The 17,697-nt window shown below is 41.6% G+C and carries 14 protein-coding genes; 6 read left to right on the plus strand and 8 right to left on the minus strand.

The features are described from left to right. Positions 1–11 precede the first annotated feature (11 nt). The gene (locus HCR01_RS08995) at positions 12–347 is read left to right on the plus strand and encodes an SMR family transporter (protein ID WP_193195868.1); all 336 of its coding nucleotides are present in this window, start codon (positions 12–14) and stop codon (positions 345–347) included. Positions 348–626: 279 nt separating this feature from the next. On the opposite strand, the gene HCR01_RS09000 is transcribed toward HCR01_RS08995, so the two are convergent. The 4 genes from HCR01_RS09000 to HCR01_RS09015 all read right to left on the minus strand — a co-directional run bounded on the left by HCR01_RS09000 (position 627) and on the right by HCR01_RS09015 (position 6,686). Next, complete coding sequence (locus HCR01_RS09000; protein ID WP_193195869.1) at positions 627–1,412, minus strand: glycosyltransferase family 2 protein; 786 nt, start codon at positions 1,410–1,412, stop codon at positions 627–629. Positions 1,413–1,637: 225 nt separating this feature from the next. Then, the gene (locus HCR01_RS09005) at positions 1,638–2,645 is read right to left on the minus strand and encodes a polysaccharide deacetylase family protein (RefSeq protein ID WP_226889213.1); all 1,008 of its coding nucleotides are present in this window, start codon (positions 2,643–2,645) and stop codon (positions 1,638–1,640) included. 1,723 nt (positions 2,646–4,368) lie between these two features. Beyond that, on the minus strand, positions 4,369–4,671 hold the full coding sequence (locus tag HCR01_RS09010) for an RNA recognition motif domain-containing protein (protein WP_162399082.1): 303 nt from the start codon (positions 4,669–4,671) through the stop codon (positions 4,369–4,371). A 926-nt stretch (positions 4,672–5,597) separates the two neighbouring features. Beyond that, positions 5,598–6,686, minus strand: a complete 1,089-nt coding sequence (locus HCR01_RS09015; protein ID WP_193195870.1) for an aromatic ring-hydroxylating oxygenase subunit alpha — start codon at positions 6,684–6,686, stop codon at positions 5,598–5,600. Positions 6,687–7,034: 348 nt separating this feature from the next. On the opposite strand from HCR01_RS09015, the gene HCR01_RS09020 reads away from it, so the two are divergent. Further along, positions 7,035–7,460 (plus strand): heavy metal-responsive transcriptional regulator, encoded by a 426-nt coding sequence (locus HCR01_RS09020; RefSeq protein ID WP_193195871.1) that lies wholly within the window; start codon positions 7,035–7,037, stop codon positions 7,458–7,460. 550 nt (positions 7,461–8,010) lie between these two features. Beyond that, a complete protein-coding gene (locus HCR01_RS09025; protein ID WP_193195872.1) occupies positions 8,011–8,949 on the plus strand; it encodes a class I SAM-dependent methyltransferase in 939 nt (312 codons plus the stop codon). 14 nt (positions 8,950–8,963) lie between these two features. On the opposite strand, the gene HCR01_RS39900 is transcribed toward HCR01_RS09025, so the two are convergent. Continuing rightward, complete coding sequence (locus HCR01_RS39900; RefSeq protein ID WP_264299891.1) at positions 8,964–9,086, minus strand: hypothetical protein; 123 nt, start codon at positions 9,084–9,086, stop codon at positions 8,964–8,966. Positions 9,087–9,645: 559 nt separating this feature from the next. Between HCR01_RS39900 and HCR01_RS09030 the strand changes: the two genes are divergently transcribed. Further along, positions 9,646–10,257, plus strand: coding sequence for a DUF4360 domain-containing protein (locus tag HCR01_RS09030; RefSeq protein WP_193195873.1), 612 nt, complete (start codon positions 9,646–9,648; stop codon positions 10,255–10,257). A gap of 190 nt (positions 10,258–10,447) precedes the next feature. Here the strand turns inward: HCR01_RS09030 and HCR01_RS09035 are convergent, their stop codons facing one another. From HCR01_RS09035 to HCR01_RS09045, 3 genes are all read right to left on the minus strand, one after another. Beyond that, a complete protein-coding gene (locus tag HCR01_RS09035; RefSeq protein WP_193195874.1) occupies positions 10,448–10,675 on the minus strand; it encodes a hypothetical protein in 228 nt (75 codons plus the stop codon). Positions 10,676–10,690: 15 nt separating this feature from the next. Continuing rightward, a complete protein-coding gene (locus HCR01_RS09040) occupies positions 10,691–13,081 on the minus strand; it encodes a heavy metal translocating P-type ATPase (RefSeq protein WP_193195875.1) in 2,391 nt (796 codons plus the stop codon). A 400-nt stretch (positions 13,082–13,481) separates the two neighbouring features. After that, positions 13,482–13,676 carry a heavy-metal-associated domain-containing protein gene (locus HCR01_RS09045; protein ID WP_193195876.1) on the minus strand — a complete coding sequence of 65 codons (195 nt, stop codon included), beginning with the start codon at positions 13,674–13,676 and terminating at the stop codon, positions 13,482–13,484. A gap of 398 nt (positions 13,677–14,074) precedes the next feature. Between HCR01_RS09045 and HCR01_RS09050 the strand changes: the two genes are divergently transcribed. Together HCR01_RS09050 and HCR01_RS09055 are read left to right on the plus strand one after the other, a co-directional pair. Continuing rightward, on the plus strand, positions 14,075–15,817 hold the full coding sequence (locus tag HCR01_RS09050; RefSeq protein WP_193195923.1) for an ABC transporter ATP-binding protein: 1,743 nt from the start codon (positions 14,075–14,077) through the stop codon (positions 15,815–15,817). Between the two features lie 78 nt (positions 15,818–15,895). Then, positions 15,896–17,683 (plus strand): ABC transporter ATP-binding protein, encoded by a 1,788-nt coding sequence (locus HCR01_RS09055; RefSeq protein WP_193195877.1) that lies wholly within the window; start codon positions 15,896–15,898, stop codon positions 17,681–17,683. Positions 17,684–17,697: the final 14 nt, after the last annotated feature.

Raw genomic sequence — 17,697 nt, forward strand, 5'->3', positions numbered from 1 at the left:
GGAATAATATAGTGAATTCTTATTTTGCATTATTGACTTCAATTGTTATTGGTATTGGAGGACAGCTAAGTCTTAAAGCAGGGGCTTTGCAAAGTTTTGGCAGTAAAATAAACTTATTTTTACAGCCCTATGTTTTAGTCGGACTAGTTTCTTATTTTGTTGCTGCTTTGTTTTATATATATGCTCTTAAAAAGATCCCAATTTCCGTAGCTTATCCCACTGTTGCTATCAGCTATGCTGTTGTGTCTTTCTTAGCTCACTTACTTTGGGGAGAACCTTTTGGAGTTAAACAGGTTATTGCCCTATTATTGATTGGTCTCGGTATATTCACATTAAACCATAGTTAATCATCATCATTTACTACTAAATTTGGCAGGCTAATATAGGGTGACTATTTGATTTTTACGAAGTTAGGTACACCCTTATTACTTTTTCTCTGTTCTCTGTTTTATATTCGCCATTCTCTGTCTGTACGAGTGATTCAGGAATCAAATCGGATTACTATAGTAATTTAAAACAAAAAACCCATTTTCCCTGTATGGGGGAATTTGGGTTAGTTATTCTGCTATACCTTGCAGGCATTTATAGAACGCGATCGCAAATTTCCATTTCCTGTGTAACTTGAATTATCTCAATGGACGAACAGACCGTAAATTGTAGGTTTTCCATGTAAGCAGGAGATTTTTTGACAACAGTCTCAGTGTTTGAGCGATAGTTTTAAGTACTTTCATTTTGCTAGCAGTCGGCTTTTGGTCATATCTCAAAACCATTGGAACCTCAGCAACTTTGGGTTTAAGTACTTTTGCTTTCAGCAGCAAATCTACCATACAAGCAAACCCTTTTTCTGTGAATAAATTGTTGCCATAATACTCAAAAAGACCAATGAGCAAAGAACGATTGTACATTCGGTAACCGCAAGTGTAATCTTTGACACCAGGTATAGGAGCCGCAATTCTAAATAGCCAACTAGCTCCATAACTTGTCAAAATTCTCAATGGCGATAAGCCTATAACTTTAGCACCTTTTTGATATCTGGATGCTATTGAAATATCATAGCTACCACCCACCATGATGTCATACATTTTCATTAGTAGTTCTGGTGGTTGGGTATTGTCACAGTCCATAGCGGCTAGAAAATCGCCTTCTTCAGATACTTCCAAAAAGGTTGTAAAACCTGTTTTTATAGCTTGGCCTAAACCAGCATTTTTTACATGCTGTACTAATTTAAGTGATATACCAAGTGATTGAGATTCATCCAAAGCAGTTTTAGCAGTTGCATCAGTACTGCCATCATCAACAAGAATCAATTTTATATCTATATTGCAGATACTCTGCAATGACTGAAACCTTTTGAATAAAGGAGCAATTGATTCTTGCTCATTGTAGGCAGGTAAGAGAATAAAAAGTCCCATAAGTTCCTCGTTTAAATTTTGAAACCTGTTACTCAAATATTGAAATTTGAGTAATGACGTTAGTTATTTTTAGAACTAAACTTGAATCATTTAAGACCTATAGTGGTTGCACTATATATTGGTCTGACTAATATCATCTGCTTAAGTTCTGAGAAAATTATTCAATACTTAATAGGGATATACACACTTTGTATCAACACGTCGAATAGGCGCGTTGTTAGGTATTTATACAGGCTGACGAACTCTAGTTAAGGATGCGGCGTGTTGTCCAACAGTCAAAACATTGAACTGATTGGATAAAAGCTTTAGTGCTTTGCGTAACATTGCCAGCTTCTTGTAAGTAGGGAGGTTCATACTAGGGAAGAATGCTAGCTCTGGCACATCCTCTTGAGTCAAAAAGTCTGTAGGATGCAGTAGTAAAGATGGCTGAGTGCCTGTAACTTTGCATAGCCAGAGGGCGATTCGGAAGTAAAGCAACGCCAAACTTGGAGAAAAGACACCCAGATACATTAAGTAGCTAAAGTGAATTGGCATTTTGAAGATCGGCATCGTGGTGACAGGAATCTCAGTCAGCTTATACTTACCCATACACCATTGGTAAGGCTTGAGGGTTTGTAAGCCGTCTTTAAAGCTGCCAAATAAAGCTTTGCGTTTAGCGCGTTCTTCCTTGCTCAGCTTACAGGTCATCATGAAGTAAGCTCGTGCTATCGGCCCCAAAAATGTGGGGAAAATAGAAGCATCATATTGATATTCCTGTCGTGCTAAGACTTGCAATACCGTAGGAGATAGACTGTATCCAGGACTTCGGAAGCCAACAGGGCTTTGACCAGTGGCCTGCTGGATGTGCTTTTGCGCTAGTGCTAGCTCTTGTTCAACTTCATCCTCTGAGTACCGATTTAGCCAGATATTATGGTGGAAGGAATGGTTGGCAATTTCATGACCATCAGCAGCGATCGCTTGTAATGCCTGATGGTTCTTTTTAAGAGCTGCATCCTGCCCCACAACGAATACTGTGATTGTCAAATTCAATTGCTTGAAAATATCCAAGAACCGGGGTACTACGATATCCAGGTAAGAGGGCAAAGTTTCCCAACCAGGATCACCATGATCTTTCATATAAGACCAGAGATTATCCAAATCCATAGAAAGACTGGCTATCGGTTTGTTCCCTGGTGAATTGGTTTTCACCATTTGCTTAGAAATTTGGTCGTGCAAATATACACTGTTTGTCATTGTAATTAAGTACAGGTTAGTACTAATTGTTGTTGGATAATTTGTTAGAGATTGGAGATTCGATTTGTCAATCGAATCCTATCTTTGAGTTAAATACCCAAATATCATTCACAAAGTCTGCCCTATTCAAGAGTCTACATAAAGACACACATCTATTCCTTATAGATGTGCGTTGGATCAGTTAGAAGGCAGCTATACAGCTACCTACCTCCTTACCAATCAGATAGATGATGTAGCATTTTTGATGCGACATAATAAATTTTAAGGCGCTGAATATAAAGCGCTCTTTAACTAAGCAAAATACGTTTGGTTAGATGCAAACTTAATTTTTTACTTCCTTGGCTGTACTTAGTTTAGATGCAAGTCTGCATCCTTGTATTTTTTATAAAAGTCAATTTTAACAATACATAAATTTCGCTGATAAAGCAATACCTTTTACAGTAATTATACGCTATTTTTTTAGCACTTATGATGCAGATATCACATGCAAGCAACAAAATATGTGATGTTTCTGCTGGAATGTGTAAAATTTTCTTGTTGAATTATGTGAAATTTTCTTGTTGGAATGTGTAAAATTTTATTTGAAACTTTAATTTTACTCCTGTCTTTACACTTTCCTAAAATTTGCTATCAACAAGACCAATTACTCTAGATGAGCATTAATAACTATTGGCATAACTTTTTCCGTGCCAAACCCTTTACATTACAGTTACTTGCTTGACAAGGCTAAACCTTTTTCAGCCATCTTGCAGCTACAAAGAACTTTGGAGTAATCCACAAGATGATTGCTCCGTATAGCAAAGTGCTGAGTGCTGTTAGCGGGGCGTTTAGCCCGTGCTGAGGAGCCAGTCCGCGTGGGCGGGTTCCCCTACTTGAGCGGACTGGCGTTGCTGAGTATAAACCCAGTAGCTTTAAAGCTTTGAGCTTTTCGCTGTCTTGAAAAGTTTTGCGCTCCTGTTACCCGAACGCGCAAACTTTTCGCTGCGGCGGGCTACGCCTACGTCCAGTACGAGTAAGTGGTTGTGCGTAACTTTGGCTCAATCGAAATTGTCAGTATTGAAATTTGGTCTAAAGTATGACAATTGACTTAATCGATAAATACTCGATGAGAAGTTAATGCAAAAATAAATACTTTATCTTTAGGCAAAAATATTTAAGAAATGACTGCATAAATCGACTTCAGGAAAATACGAGTGACACCAATAAACGTAGATTAAATGTAATTTAGATCACAATGTTTGATGTACTGATTCAAAGGTACATCTTGGCGCCGAGAATGATTTTTTCGCCAATCAAAATGAAACTGTCACAATGACCGATATCCTGCCCAGAACTGAACTTCAGGGCTAATAGCTCAAGTCTACGCTTAGTAGACTGAATTTTTCATTGAGTCCTGTTTAGATGGCTTTTGCTATGAGACTGCTAATTCATTCCGAGGCGAGATGGATACACAGTGCGAGATTTAAAACATACGGCTACGCCGAGGCTTGTGTACACCACCGTAGCCTGAAAGGGGAGAGGCTTTTAAGGGGTTAGATCACTCGCTGATTTTTCCACATGACGTGAAAAGTCAGACAATGACAACTAGGACTTATACTGAAGAAAACCTTAAAGCCCCTTAAAAAGCTACCCTATAGGAAAATGGCACTAAGATAACCCCTAAGTTACTCACTTCAACGGGCTTGCTTTTATCTTAGTGCCATTCAAATTTAGTCTATTTAGCTTAGTAGCGGTTACGGAAGTTGCTACCACCACCTCGATTACCACCAAAGGAACCTCTATCTTCCTTGGGTTTAGCTTTATTCACTTTGAGGTCACGACCCATCCACTCTGCACCATCAAGAGCTTCAATGGCAGCTGTTTCTTCAGCTTCCGTACCCATTTCTACAAAAGCAAACCCACGGGGACGCCCTGTCTCGCGATCCGTAGGTAGCTGAACTCGCTTTACAGAACCATGTTCTGCAAAAACAGAGGTGAGGTCTTCTTGTGTGACCTCGTAGGATAGATTACCTACATAAATTGACATACATTGTCTCCAAAGTCAGAAGTGTGTAGAGATTTAGATTTCGGAGAAAAGTCTGTAAATACCAAAAGGTAAAAGCCTGTCAATACTAAAAACAAACGCTGCCACCGAATTTCATTCTCATCTACTACGTTAGCACAGCATTCAGTTTATTACGCACTGCAATATAAAAGCACTATACGAAAAAGTGCTACCAAAATTTTACCAAGCATTAATAATTTTATACCAAAATTGATAACGCGTTGAATGAATTGGTCAGATGTATCACAGAAATGATTATTATGAGCTTGCTTGGTGTTGGTTTTGGGGTTTATCAGTGGTCAACCCCCTACTTACCCAGAGAACAGAAATTATTCAGTATTATCTGCATAAGTATATTTTAGCACTAGTTAAGTATTAGTCGTAGTGATCGCAGCCTCAACTAAATACACTTCAGGCACAATAGAATATCAGCAGCTAGAAAGTAGACCGAATGTGGACAGATTTGGCGATTGAGGCTGGTACAGTTTTCAGTTTTAGATTAAAGGATGTCTGGTCTCAAAAGTATACTTTGTTATTCTGACGCTTTGCAAAGCATCATCATAGAGTATCTCCATTTTCCGTTAATTTAGAGGTAAAACTCACGCCTTTTAGTGATGAACTGGATAAAATTGAGTCAGAATTGCAATCATAATATTTAGTAAATATACGGTTATTTGCCGGATAATAGTTAAGATTTTCTAACCTATAAGACTAGGAAAATTAAGATATCAAAATAATTCGTGTCAATTTATACTATTTTCAATTTGTATAGTAGTTATACTCTTTCTTAGGTTCTACCTGGGAATTAAGAAGTGGCTCTGCCACTTCTTTTTATAGGAATGGTAGCTCGGCAACAAATAAGTTAAAAGTTAAAGTAATTTTGTTTGACTTTTAACTTTTATTAATTATTAGTCATTAATTCTTTCATCTCGCCATCTGTCTCGGTTTTGCAAACTCTCCACATCTTGCGATCGCGCTAACTGCCAAGTTTTCCACATTAGGGGTTTCTGTCTTTCAAGATGGTTGATAAACTGCATTATTGACCGATCTGCCTTAATAGGGGTTTTCAAATCAAACTGAATTGTTTGGAAAAGCTTAGTATCACCCTTGATAAATTTTTTACCCAAAATTTTAGTTAGCCACAGCACAAATTGATTGTATAACCGACCGAGAACCCCCCGACGTTTCTTAATCATCAACAGTGTCATAATTTCAGCTTTTCCCTCTTCTATAAGGCGCAGGGAGATCATAAAATGTAAATGCAGAAAATCAGGGCCAAACGTTACCATACCAGTGCTACCATACCAATAACAAATACTGTAGGTAATAGCATTTTTGTAAAACCGACTGATCAGCTTGATAAAAAATGAATCTCCGTCGATAGGTGTAATGTTATTGAAGATAATAGCATTATGATTTAGTTCGTGTTTTTCAAAGTCAATTTTTAATGGCAGTTTGTGAACTGTATTAAAGTGTTGAGCATCGATTACATTAATCATCACGACATTGGGGTGACAGTTTGTCACTAAGCGAGAAGCAAAAGTGACATCACACTCCTTTTGTTCCAACTCTGGAATATAAGGTAGAGGTAGTTGTGGAATTTCTCCAGTCCAAATCCAAATTGTCTCGTACTTCTCTGCGGTAGGCCAAACTTTTAACTTCGTAGAAAGCGGCTCATCCAAACAAGGAATATCAACACATATCCCTTCAGCATCAAACTTCCAGTGATGGAAAAAACAGCGTAGTTCATTACCCTCAACTTTGCCTTCTGCAAGGTGTGCGCCCATATGCGGACAGTAAGCATCAAAAATCATTACTCTTCTGTCCTCACCACGGTAAATTACCAATTCTCTGCCTAAAATTGTGACAGGTTTTACCTCACCTACCCGCAGATTTTTAGATGGTATTACCCAATACCATCCTTCAATAAAACGCTCTGGATTATTAAAAGTTTTAGGTTTACGATTTGAGCTAATATTCTGCGCGTTTACATTCATTTTTAGGATTTCGCATAAATTGAAGCGGTTAATCTAGAAGTAGCATATCAATTTCAAATAAACAGTTAGTTTAATTACTGTGAATGGCGATCGCTCAAATGATTGAGAATCTTTAAAATATGAAATCTTGAATACATACTGATACCAGCGTCAAAATATTACTAGCTTAATAAAAGTAAATAGAAGCTGATATGTGCTAGTAATGGATATTTGAAAAATTAAAACTTAGTGAAATTGCTAATTAGATAAATATTGCGGTTACTGATATTAATATTTGGCGAATATCTATGAAAAGTAATGATTTTGTAAAATATGTAATAATAATCACAAGAGTTGGAATAATCTGCTGTGTTAACTCAGGATAAAAAACTGCTTTTAATTGGTCAGGTAACAGATCTGAGCGGAGTCCCCATTAGGACAATTCGCTATTACGAGAGTTTAGGTTTACTCAAGTCATCAGGGCGAACAGAGGGAGGCTTTCGGCAATTTTCATTTGATGTACTTACTCGTCTAGCCTTCATAAAAAGAGCGCAAAACCTTGGTCTGAGCCTAGAAGAGATTAAAGCAATTCTTCAAGTCTATGACCAAGGACAGCCTCCTTGTGGTGATATCAAAGAAAAGCTAGAAGATAAGGTTTTGCAGATTGATCACCAAATTGATCAGTTGTTAACCTTACGATCTGAAATAAAAGGGTTACTTTCAGGCTGGCAAAATACGGGTAGCCAGCAGCATGAAGGCACAATTTGTCCCATTATCCAAAATAGTGCTGAGTGACTTCGGCGTGAGCGCTCAGTCGAACTCTGAATAAAGAAGTCCTGAAGCGCAGTAGCGAGACGTTTAGCCTGTGCTGATACCAATTTCAAAAAAGAATGTGACAGATAGACCATGTAGAGACGTTGCATTGCAACGTCTCTAGCAAAGGATTTGTTGCAATCATTAATTGAATCGGTATGAGAAATAGAAAAGAACAGAGAAGATAATTCGTCCTTGGAGGAAAGCGGAGCCAAACGCTCTCTACGAGACACTGGGCGTAGCTTTCTTCGTAGAGGTACGCGGACTCGGCTTAGATGCGCTATCGGAGGAAACCTGGAAAGTTTAGATGTCTGACGACAAGCCGCTTTGCGTGAAATGCTTATCATATATATTTTGGCAGCTTTTGACCCCTCTTTTTTCAGAATTTGTGAGAAATCCGGGTCAATCCCTAAAACCCATGTTTAAGTGAGCAGCGAGGTTAAAAAAGATAACATAGAGAAACTAGATTGCTAATTCCATACTTTTGTTTGTATGTGAATGTATAAGCTTGACAAAAATTTAGGAGGCTATTATGAACGCCACCGCAAGAATAATGTTATCTGGTTTTACCAACCTATCGGAAGTTGAAATTGAACCTGTCCTTTTAACGAAACAGACAATTTTTCAAGAAAACACAGCGTTTGAAAACTCTCTGTTTGCCTTAGCGCATCAACAACCAGAAGAGGCAATCGAATTGTTAAATCAATGGATTGAAACACTGCCATCTTACGACGGGCCGGCAGATGGTTCAGATGTAGTGTTACCTGACGTTAAAGCACCCATCAATATTCCTCGTCACTGGATTGAGAAACCAGTCCACTTCATTCCTAATGGTTTTGCCAATCCCAAAGCTCCGCGCATTATATATATTGCTAGAAACCAGTATTTCTTCTGTCAAGAACAAAATCTGACGGAATGGTTGTGGAAAGTGCACGGTGCAAAATCTCCAAAGCGCATACTTGATATGGGTTGTGGTACTGGCACTACAACTTTTGTCTATGGCGAACTCTTCCCTAATGCTGATGTGATTGGTATTGATTTAAGCGCTCCTCTCATCCGCTTTTGTAGAGACTGGAAAGCTCAGCGTGGTGCTGGAAATGTCTCATTTTATCAAGAGAATGCTGAAGCGACACACTGGCCAGATAACAGCTTTGACATTGTACACTTTACATACTTAGTCCATGAAATGCCACAGAATAATGCTCGTAAGATTTTGCACGAAATGTACCGACTGCTAAAACCAGAGGGAACTTTCAGTGCGATGGAGGTCATGTACGACGAAACAGCAGAGGAACGTGAAGCACGGGTGAGTCGTAGCCGCACTGCTGAACCATTCCTTGAAGAGTACATGCAACTCAATTTGCCAACAGCAATAGGTGAGGCTGGCTTTAAATACATCAAGCGGCACTATGATAATAAATTCCCTAGCTCTGATGGTATGTTCCTAACAGCACTCAAGCCAACTAGTTGATTAGTCGCATTAAATTAACTTGGACAACGCAGACAGGCGAAGTCTTGATTGAGGTCAAAGGCGATCGCCCTTGATGAGGGAAGATCAGCGAAGCTGACGTTTACCACCACATAACGGGTATAAACCTTGCTGTGCAATAGTTGTAAAAATAAAAATGTAGTTTCTCACCCTTTATTCGGATGTAGTACGCTACTGCTGTGCCAATAAAAGTAATCATCAGTAGAATGCATCTAAATATTGGCATTTTAGTATTAATTCTCTATAAATGGAGCGATAAAACTAAAAATGCTAAGTTTATTTGCTAAAAATCCAATTTACGCTAATCTAAGTTTTAGAATAAGAGTATAAAATAAAGGAAAGTTGACGTAGATCATTAAGGTTAAAAATTTTCCTTAACGCTCTTATAAATATTCAATAATCTTGTTATATGTTGCTTCTGAAAACGGAGATCAAAAGAGAAGCAGATTTAAAAATGAGAGGAGCAATTAGGCAAATCCTCTTCATGTTTTGCATGATTTAAGATTGCTGTATTTGATCTCAAATTATTTAATCAGTATTTCCCCAATCTCCAAAAGTTATCCTTGGAAATTGAGTTTTCCTCTTTAAATAGTCGAAAAAAATCAATAAAAAAATATAAATTTTTCAAATATTTATCTTAGGAACTTAACACTATCTTCTAAGGTAAGGAAGGTGAGTATGAATAATAAATTTTTCAGGATAACATCTATTACACTTGTACAAGCTTTTCTCGCTGCGGCTACACTAATGACTGCTTTTGTTAGTCCCGCCTTTGCTGAACCAAAAGTGGAAATTACAGGCGCGGGTTACGGTGGTAGTGGTTGCCCTGGAGGAACTGCTAGTGTGAACGTTAGCCCTGATGGTCAAGAGTTAAGCATTTTATTTGATAAGTTTATAGCCCTTGGAAACAACCCTAGAGAAAGCCGCAAAAGCTGTAATTTGACCATTCCGATCAAAGTACCCCAAGGTTTCCAAATTTCTCTCTACGATGCGGATTATCGGGGCTATGTCGCTCCTCAAACCACTGGGATACTAAGATCAGAGTACTTTTTCGCTGGTCAGCGCGGGCCTATTTTTTCTCGGCAATTCGGTGGCGAAACTAACTATAACGTTAGAGATAGTTTAGCGACCGTAGCTGATGTCTGGTCGCGCTGTGGCGACAGTTTGAATATGCGGGTGAATGCTGGGATGACTGCTAGAGGTCAAGGGATGGCTACTGTTGACTCCTTCGATCTCGCACATCGAGGTTTGATTTATCACATCAAATATCGTACCTGTCCCAGCAATTAGTAAAGTTCAGATAATTCAAGGGCAGAAACATAATTCTGAAGTTGAATAGGATTCGCACTCATCCAGATGCTTGGTTAACTTGCTTGTCCAGTTTGTCAGGGGGAAAGGGATAGCGACATCTCTGCTATACCCCTGACTTTCTTTTAGTATTCAACCTTTGAGCGAACCGGAAAACATTATCTCTAAAACTTTAGGACTTAGGACTTTCGGGGAGGAGAAACCACCACAACTCTAGTCCAATCAAAGCGAAGCCAAGCATCGCAGCACCGACTTTCAACCCCAAAGGTTGCTCGATGCGGCGAAATTGACTGGTTTGCTCTAACGACGAAGTTGGGATTTCTGCTAACGCTACACCCGATGTTCCAGTGAGCAGCACTAAAGCTGTTAGGCTTCCCCAAAGTGTTTTTTTGTTGAACATTTCTATCCTCTGCAATTATGAAGTGGCTTTTGGTCGAAAGTTACGCAATCTGAGGGCATTGGAGACTACAGAAAGCGAGGAAAGAGCCATCGCTGCTCCGGCAATAATTGGATTGAGCAACCAGCCAAAGATGGGGAATAGAATTCCCGCTGCAATGGGAATGCCGATAACGTTGTAAATAAAGGCAAAGAAGAGATTTTGCTTAATATTGTTGATGGTGGCACGGCTGAGTTGAATTGCTGTAACGATCGCTTGCAAGTCTCCAGAAATTAAGGTAATGTCGCTAGCAGCGATCGCCACATCCGTTCCTGTACCAATGGCAATTCCCACATCGGCCTGTGCTAGTGCTGGCGCATCATTAATCCCATCACCCACCATCGCTACAATTGAGGGCTGAGTGCTGTTAGCGGTAGCAGGGCGTTTAGCCCGTGCTGAGCCAGGAGTTATTATTCTCCCCCTGCTCTCCTGCCCTTCCGCCCCTCCGCCCCTCCGCCCCTCTGCTCCTCTGCTCCCCATCTCCCCTTGCAGAGATTGAATAATCGCCGCTTTCTGATCTGGTCGGACTTCGGCAAATACTTGTTTGATACCAACTTGTTGAGCGATCGCTTCCGCAGTTTTCCGATTATCTCCGGTAAGCATCACTACTTCTAAACCTAACTTTTGTAGTGCTTTTACTGCTGTTGCTGATGAAGGTTTTAGAGCGTCGGCAATAGCCATTATCCCTTGTATTTCACTATCTACAGCAATCAAAATGACTGTTTTACCAGCAGCTTCCCAGGTATCTTTATACTCCTGGAGTACAGCTGTATTAATTCCCAGTTCTGTTAACCAGCGCTGTGTGCCAATTTGTACAAGGCGGTTAGCAACAATTCCTTGGACGCCACTGCCGGCGTAAGCCTGAAAATCAGTTACCCCTGGCATTGCTGTTAAACTCACCTGTTGAGTCTGAGCATATTTCACCACCGCTTCCGCTAAGGGATGCTCAGAATTGCGTTCTACGGTTGCTGCCAACTGTAAAAGCTGGATTTCATTATTATGGGCTGTGCCGTTGACAGTTACAAAGTCTGTAACCGTGGGTTTGCCTTGAGTTAATGTACCAGTTTTATCTAGGACGATGGTTTGAATTTTATGCGCCAGTTCTAAGCTTTGAGCGCCCTTAATCAAGATGCCATTTTCTGCACCTTTACCTGTACCCACCATTACAGAAGTCGGAGTTGCTAAACCCAAAGCACAAGGACAAGCGATAATCAGTACACCCACCGTTGTGATTGTTGCTAGGGTGACGTTGCCCATGAAGATAAACCAAATCACAAAAGTGGCGATCGCGATCGCAATTACAGCTGGTACAAACCATCCTGTGACTTGATCTGCTAAACGTTGAATTGGGGCTTTAGAACCTTGTGCTTGTTGCACTAGTTTGACAATTTGAGCTAAAAACGTATCTTTTCCAACTCGTGTTACCCGAAACTGAAAACTACCAGTTTTGTTAATCGTTGCACCAATCACCTCATCCCCTGGCTGTTTGCTAACTGGCAGACTTTCACCCGTCACCATTGCTTCATCTACCGTTGAAGCGCCTGCAATCACTTGTCCATCTACCGGAATTTTTTCACCAGGACGTACCAAAATCACATCATTAATTCTGACTTCGGCAATGGGAACATCCATTTCTACACCATCACGAATCACTCTGGCATCTCTGGCTTGCAGTCCAATGAGTTTGCGGATAGCCTCAGAAGTTTGTCCCTTGGCGCGATTTTCTAACAACCGCCCCACCAAAATTAAAGTAATGACAATGGCAGCAACTTCATAATACACATGAGGCATCAAACCCTGAGCAATAAAAAATCCAGGGAAAATAGTGACAACCAAAGAATATAGATATGCTGCACTTGTACCTAAAGCAATCAGCGTGTCCATCGTCGCCGTATGACGCTTAAAAGCTTTCCAGCCATTTCGGTAAAAAGAGCCACCACACCAGAATTGGATGGGTGTTGTCAGCAATAACTGCACCCAAGGATCATGGAGAAATCCGGGAATCAGAGGTAAGTGTAGCCCAGTCATCATGGGTAGTGATCCCACAAACAAGAGAATGCTGATTACACTTCCCACCACTACCTTAAGGATGAGTTGACGTTGTTCGGCTTGCCTAGTCGCTTTTTCAATATCATCTTCTCCAGAAAGCATTTCTTCTTGGAGTGAATAAGACGAGTATCCCGCAGCATCTATAGCAGCTTGGATTTTCTCTAAATTGGTTCGCTTGCGATCATAATTGATGGTAGCTTGCTCTGCTCCAAAGTTAACATTGCAGTCAATCACCCCAGAAACCGAGCGAATCGCCTTTTCGATGTTGTTGGCGCAAGAGGCACAACTCATGCCTCGAAGTTTGAGTGTAAGAGTATCCATAACTAGATGAACCGCTGTAACTGGTGTGGATGAAGGAGGTAGGAGGCAGGGGAGCGGGGGAGCAGAGGGGCAGGGGAGAGTTATAACTCCGTTCATCTACCTCAGAACTGGATTAATGAGTCTTTGAACTGGATTAATGAGTAGACCTCTTACACGAATATTTGAAAATAAGAATTTTAAGGTTCACGCAGAGGCGCAGAGGCGCAGAGAGTAATGAGAGATTTATCTATTTGGAATTCATAATCTGATTCATGCAAGAGATCTAGTCTTTGAACTGGATTAACGAGTCTTTGAACTGGATTAATGAGTCTTTGATACTCGCTAACAAGCATAAAAACTCTGTCCCTCCGCCCCTCTGCACCTCTGCCTCCTTGCCCCCACTCTCCCACTCCCTCTTAATCTAGGTAGCTGGATAGCCAGCAGCAGTCAACGCTTCCTTAATTGCTGTTTCTGATGCTTGAGTTTCTACACTGACAAGCTTGGTTGTCGGATCGGCTTGAACGTTAGCGTTGGCATCGACTGCTTGAAGTGCTTTGGTGATGGTATTGGCACATGCAGAACAAGCCATGTTAGGAACTGTGAGTTTGAGAGTCATAGATTTACGGGATAAAATAAACAACTTTGCCAAACCAAGCTGGATGACTGGAGCGCATCTTTAAAAAAGCTAAAGCAGCAGGGGTATTCTTCCCCGCGACTTCTGGTTTCTGCCTGAGAGCTCCCTTGAATTTATCCTAGACTCTCTATCCGACTAGAGAGTCTAGAGATTTTTAAAAGTTTTTTACAACTGCAATTAACTGGGGTAAACTGCATTACCCTGCGCGAAGAACGCCAAATTGAGGAAGCAACAGCCGCCTACAAACTAATGATGTGCAAGTTGAGGCAGAAATGGTGAGTGTGGTGGCGTTCAGCATTAATCTTAAAGTAGGGGATTTTGCGAAAACACAGGGGGGAATTTCATTGGTTCCGCAACCAGAATTCCAGGAAAATTCGTCGATGCAGGCAATCCAGCGTGTACTGGGGAGTTTAAATACTTACCGATGGACTTCGCTGGGAGCCTTAGTTAGCTTGTTACTCTTGACGGTTGCTAACGCGGCTACCCCCCAACTCTTTCGCTGGGGAATTGATCAAGGTATTGTCAAACAAAATTTACAAATTGTACTTTACAGCGCTGGCTGGATGGTAGTCGCGGCGATCGCTCGCGGTTTATTTAACTTTGGACAAAGCTATTGGGCAGAAGCAGCGTCTCAAGGTGTTGCTTATAACCTGCGAAACAAGATTTTCAGTAAGATTCAAAATCTTAGTTTTAGCTATCATGACCAAGCACAGACCTCTCAACTGCTAACCCGCGTTACCAGCGACATTGAGCAGATTCGTACTTTTGTTGGTACTAGCCTGATTCAAGTCATCGGTGCAGTTGTAACATTGGTAAGTATTGCGGTAATTTTGCTGGTGATGAATTGGGAACTGGCGCTGATTACCTTGACGGTAGTGCCTCTATCAGGATGGTTGATGGCGCGATTCATTAGCCAAAATAATGGATTGTTCCGGCAAGTCCAAGAGCAGCTGAGTGATCTGAATGCCGTATTACAAGAGAACTTGGTGGGGATACGGGTGGTAAAAGCGTTTGTGCGGGAGTCCGCCGAAACGAAGCGTTACACTACCATGAATGATGCCTTAGTCAAGGCAAATATGAAGACGATTAGCGCCATTCGCAATACATTCCCGTTTATCTTTTTAATGAGTAATTTGGTGACGCTGGCAGTTTTCGGCTATGGGGGGGCGCAGGTAATTGGGAATAGGTTCTCTATTGGTGAACTGGTGGCGTTTAACTCTTACCTAGCGTTGATTCTCCAACCAATTTTGTTGATTGGGTTTGCTGCACCAGCGATTGCTCAGGCGGCTGCTTCTGCTGAACGAATCTACGAAGTGGTGGATGCAGAAGTTGAAATTCGCGATCGCCCCGATACTGTCCCATTTACAAGTTGCGGTGGCAGAATCACCTTTGAGAACGTTTCCTTTCGCTATCCGGGAGCGACAACTGAAACTCTCAAAGAGGTTTCCTTTGAAACAAAACCCAATGAGCTAATAGCCGTCCTGGGAATGACTGGTTCTGGAAAAAGCACAATTATGAACCTGATTCCCCGCTTTTACGATGTCACAAAGGGAGCGGTTCGCATTGACGGCTGCGATGTTCGAGATTTCACATTGAAAAGTCTGAGATCTTGCATTGGCATTGTGTTTCAAGAAACCACACTGTTCTCTGGCACGATCCGCGAGAATATTGTCTATGCAAAACCGAATGCAACCCTAGAGGAAGTAATTGAGGTTGCCAAAACTGCACAAATTCACGATTTCATCACCAGTTTACCTGATGGCTACGAGACGATTGTCGGTGAACGCGGCATTGGTTTATCTGGTGGACAAAAGCAACGGATTGCGATCGCCCGCACCTTACTAACCGACTACGGTATTCTGATTTTGGATGACAGCACTTCTGCTGTGGATGCCAAAACAGCTGCTCAGATTCAAGCGGCGCTAGATCGCCTAATGTGCCAAAAAGCTTGCACGACCTTTGTCGTAGCTCAGCGCATTAGTACTGTGCAGAATGCTGATCGCATTTTTCTCATGGATAAAGGACGATTGGTAGCACAAGGTACTCATGAGGAATTAATGCAAACAAGCCCGCTCTACGGTGTGATTTTGGAATCTCAAGTCAAGCAAAAGGTGAAAAAATGATCCCAAATTAGGATAAGTAGTATTATTTAACATTTCTGTATTTAATCTAAAATCCAAAATCTAAAATCCAAAATTGGTATGAGAGGCACTGTTCCTGTTGTTGCATCCGAGCAAAAACCGAGTCAGCAACTTTCCACACTGCGGCGCTTTTTGCAATACCTGCGACCATATCGCAAAGAAATTCCCATCGCCCTCACATTAGTATTGACCGGTGCTGCAACCCAGGCAATTGGGCCGTTCTTACTCGGCTGGTCGATTGATCACTTGATTGCACAGGGGAACTTGTCGGGACTACTCCAGCTCTTGGGGCTACTGGGACTAATCTACGGACTTGGTGTCTGGGCAATCCGGGGTCAGATTATTCGAGTTGGCTGGATTATGCAGCGATTGCTGGCTCAATTGAGGCAAGACATTTTTACTAAAATCCAGAGTCTACCGCTGAGCTTTTTTGATCGCAGCGAAGCGGGTGATTTAATGAGCCGCCTGCTGAATGATGTCAGTACTGTGAATCAGGCTTTTGGGCAGACTGTTGCTCAAATGCTGGGCAACACTTTCAGTTTGGTGGGCATTGTCATTGCTATGCTCGCAATTAACCTGCAACTTGGTTTATTGAGCAACTTGGTTGTGCCATTGATGATTTTTACTACGAGCTTGTTTGCGCGTTGGGCAAGAGCCAGATTTCGCGTTACCCGACAGACGATTGGTGAACTTTCTGCCAAGTTGGAAGAAGATATTGGCAGTGTCCGAGAAGCACAGGCATTTAATCGGGTAAATCTCAACATCCAAGAATTCGAGATTCTCAACGCCGCAAATCGTGATGCTAACGTCGAGGCTGTGGCAATTACTGCTGCATTTTTGCCATCAATCGATTTTCTCAACACCCTAGCAACCGCAGGTGTACTAGCGTATGGTGGCTATCTTGCTGTCACCGGAGGAGCAACAGTCGGTGTTGTGACATCCTTCTTGCTTTATGTTCAGTTGTTCTTCCGTCCTATCCAGATTCTCAGCCAGTTTTACACTCAAGCTCAGTCTGCTTTTGCCGGATTAGAGCGGATATTCTTACTGCTAGATGAACCGTCGCAACTCAAAGATGCGCCCGATGCCACTGAAATGCCGCCGATTCAGGGTGAAGTGACATTTGAGAATGTCAAGTTTGGCTATAACCCAAATCAATTAGTCCTCAAAGGGGTGAATTTGCACGCCCAACCAGGACAGATGATTGCATTAGTGGGAGCGACTGGATCTGGCAAAACTACGATTATTAACCTGATTTTGCGTTTTTATGATGTGTCTGACGGTGCTGTGAAAATTGATGGTATTGATGTACGTAGCGTCACTCAAGCAAGTCTCCGGCGTCAGATTGGCATCGTCCTACAGGATAATATTTTGTTCAGCGGTACTGTAGCTGAAAATATTGCTTTTGGCTCTCCTCATGCCACCCAAGCCGATATCGAAGCAGCGGCTCAGATGGCGAATGTACATGAGTTTGTTACTTCATTACCACAGGGTTACACAACTAAATTAGGTGAACGGGGAGCACCCCTGAGCCAGGGACAACGCCAACTTATTAGCATTGCCCGTGCGGTGTTAATCAACCCCCGAATTCTCATTCTCGATGAAGCAACTAGCAGCATCGATACCCGTACAGAAGCACTCGTGCAAAGTGCGATCGCCCGCTTACTCCAAGGTCGAACCAGCTTCGTGATTGCCCACCGCCTCAGCACCGTTACCCAAGCAAATCAAGTGTTAGTAATTCAGCAGGGACAAATCATCGAGCAGGGAACCCACACAGAACTCATCAGTAAACAGGGTGTCTATGCAAATCTCTATGCCCTTCAACTTGGTGCAGCAACCACATCTGTTTGAGGAAGAAGACAGAG

This window comes from Nostoc sp. MG11 (genome assembly GCF_014904695.1).
Classification (GTDB): domain Bacteria; phylum Cyanobacteriota; class Cyanobacteriia; order Cyanobacteriales; family Nostocaceae; genus Komarekiella.

Bases quoted from the DNA above. Each gene is read 5' to 3' on its own strand.
- HCR01_RS09025 (WP_193195872.1), top strand. From the start codon at position 8,011: ATGAACGCCACCGCAAGAATAATGTTATCTGGTTTTACCAACCTATCG.
- HCR01_RS09005 (WP_226889213.1), bottom strand. From the start codon at position 2,645: ATGACAAACAGTGTATATTTGCACGACCAAATTTCTAAGCAAATGGTG.
- HCR01_RS09030 (WP_193195873.1), top strand. From the start codon at position 9,646: ATGAATAATAAATTTTTCAGGATAACATCTATTACACTTGTACAAGCT.
- HCR01_RS09055 (WP_193195877.1), top strand. From the start codon at position 15,896: ATGAGAGGCACTGTTCCTGTTGTTGCATCCGAGCAAAAACCGAGTCAG.
- HCR01_RS09050 (WP_193195923.1), top strand. From the start codon at position 14,075: ATGCAGGCAATCCAGCGTGTACTGGGGAGTTTAAATACTTACCGATGG.
- HCR01_RS09035 (WP_193195874.1), bottom strand. From the start codon at position 10,675: ATGTTCAACAAAAAAACACTTTGGGGAAGCCTAACAGCTTTAGTGCTG.
- HCR01_RS09015 (WP_193195870.1), bottom strand. From the start codon at position 6,686: ATGAATGTAAACGCGCAGAATATTAGCTCAAATCGTAAACCTAAAACT.
- HCR01_RS09045 (WP_193195876.1), bottom strand. From the start codon at position 13,676: ATGACTCTCAAACTCACAGTTCCTAACATGGCTTGTTCTGCATGTGCC.
- HCR01_RS09010 (WP_162399082.1), bottom strand. From the start codon at position 4,671: ATGTCAATTTATGTAGGTAATCTATCCTACGAGGTCACACAAGAAGAC.
- HCR01_RS09000 (WP_193195869.1), bottom strand. From the start codon at position 1,412: ATGGGACTTTTTATTCTCTTACCTGCCTACAATGAGCAAGAATCAATT.
- HCR01_RS09040 (WP_193195875.1), bottom strand. From the start codon at position 13,081: ATGGATACTCTTACACTCAAACTTCGAGGCATGAGTTGTGCCTCTTGC.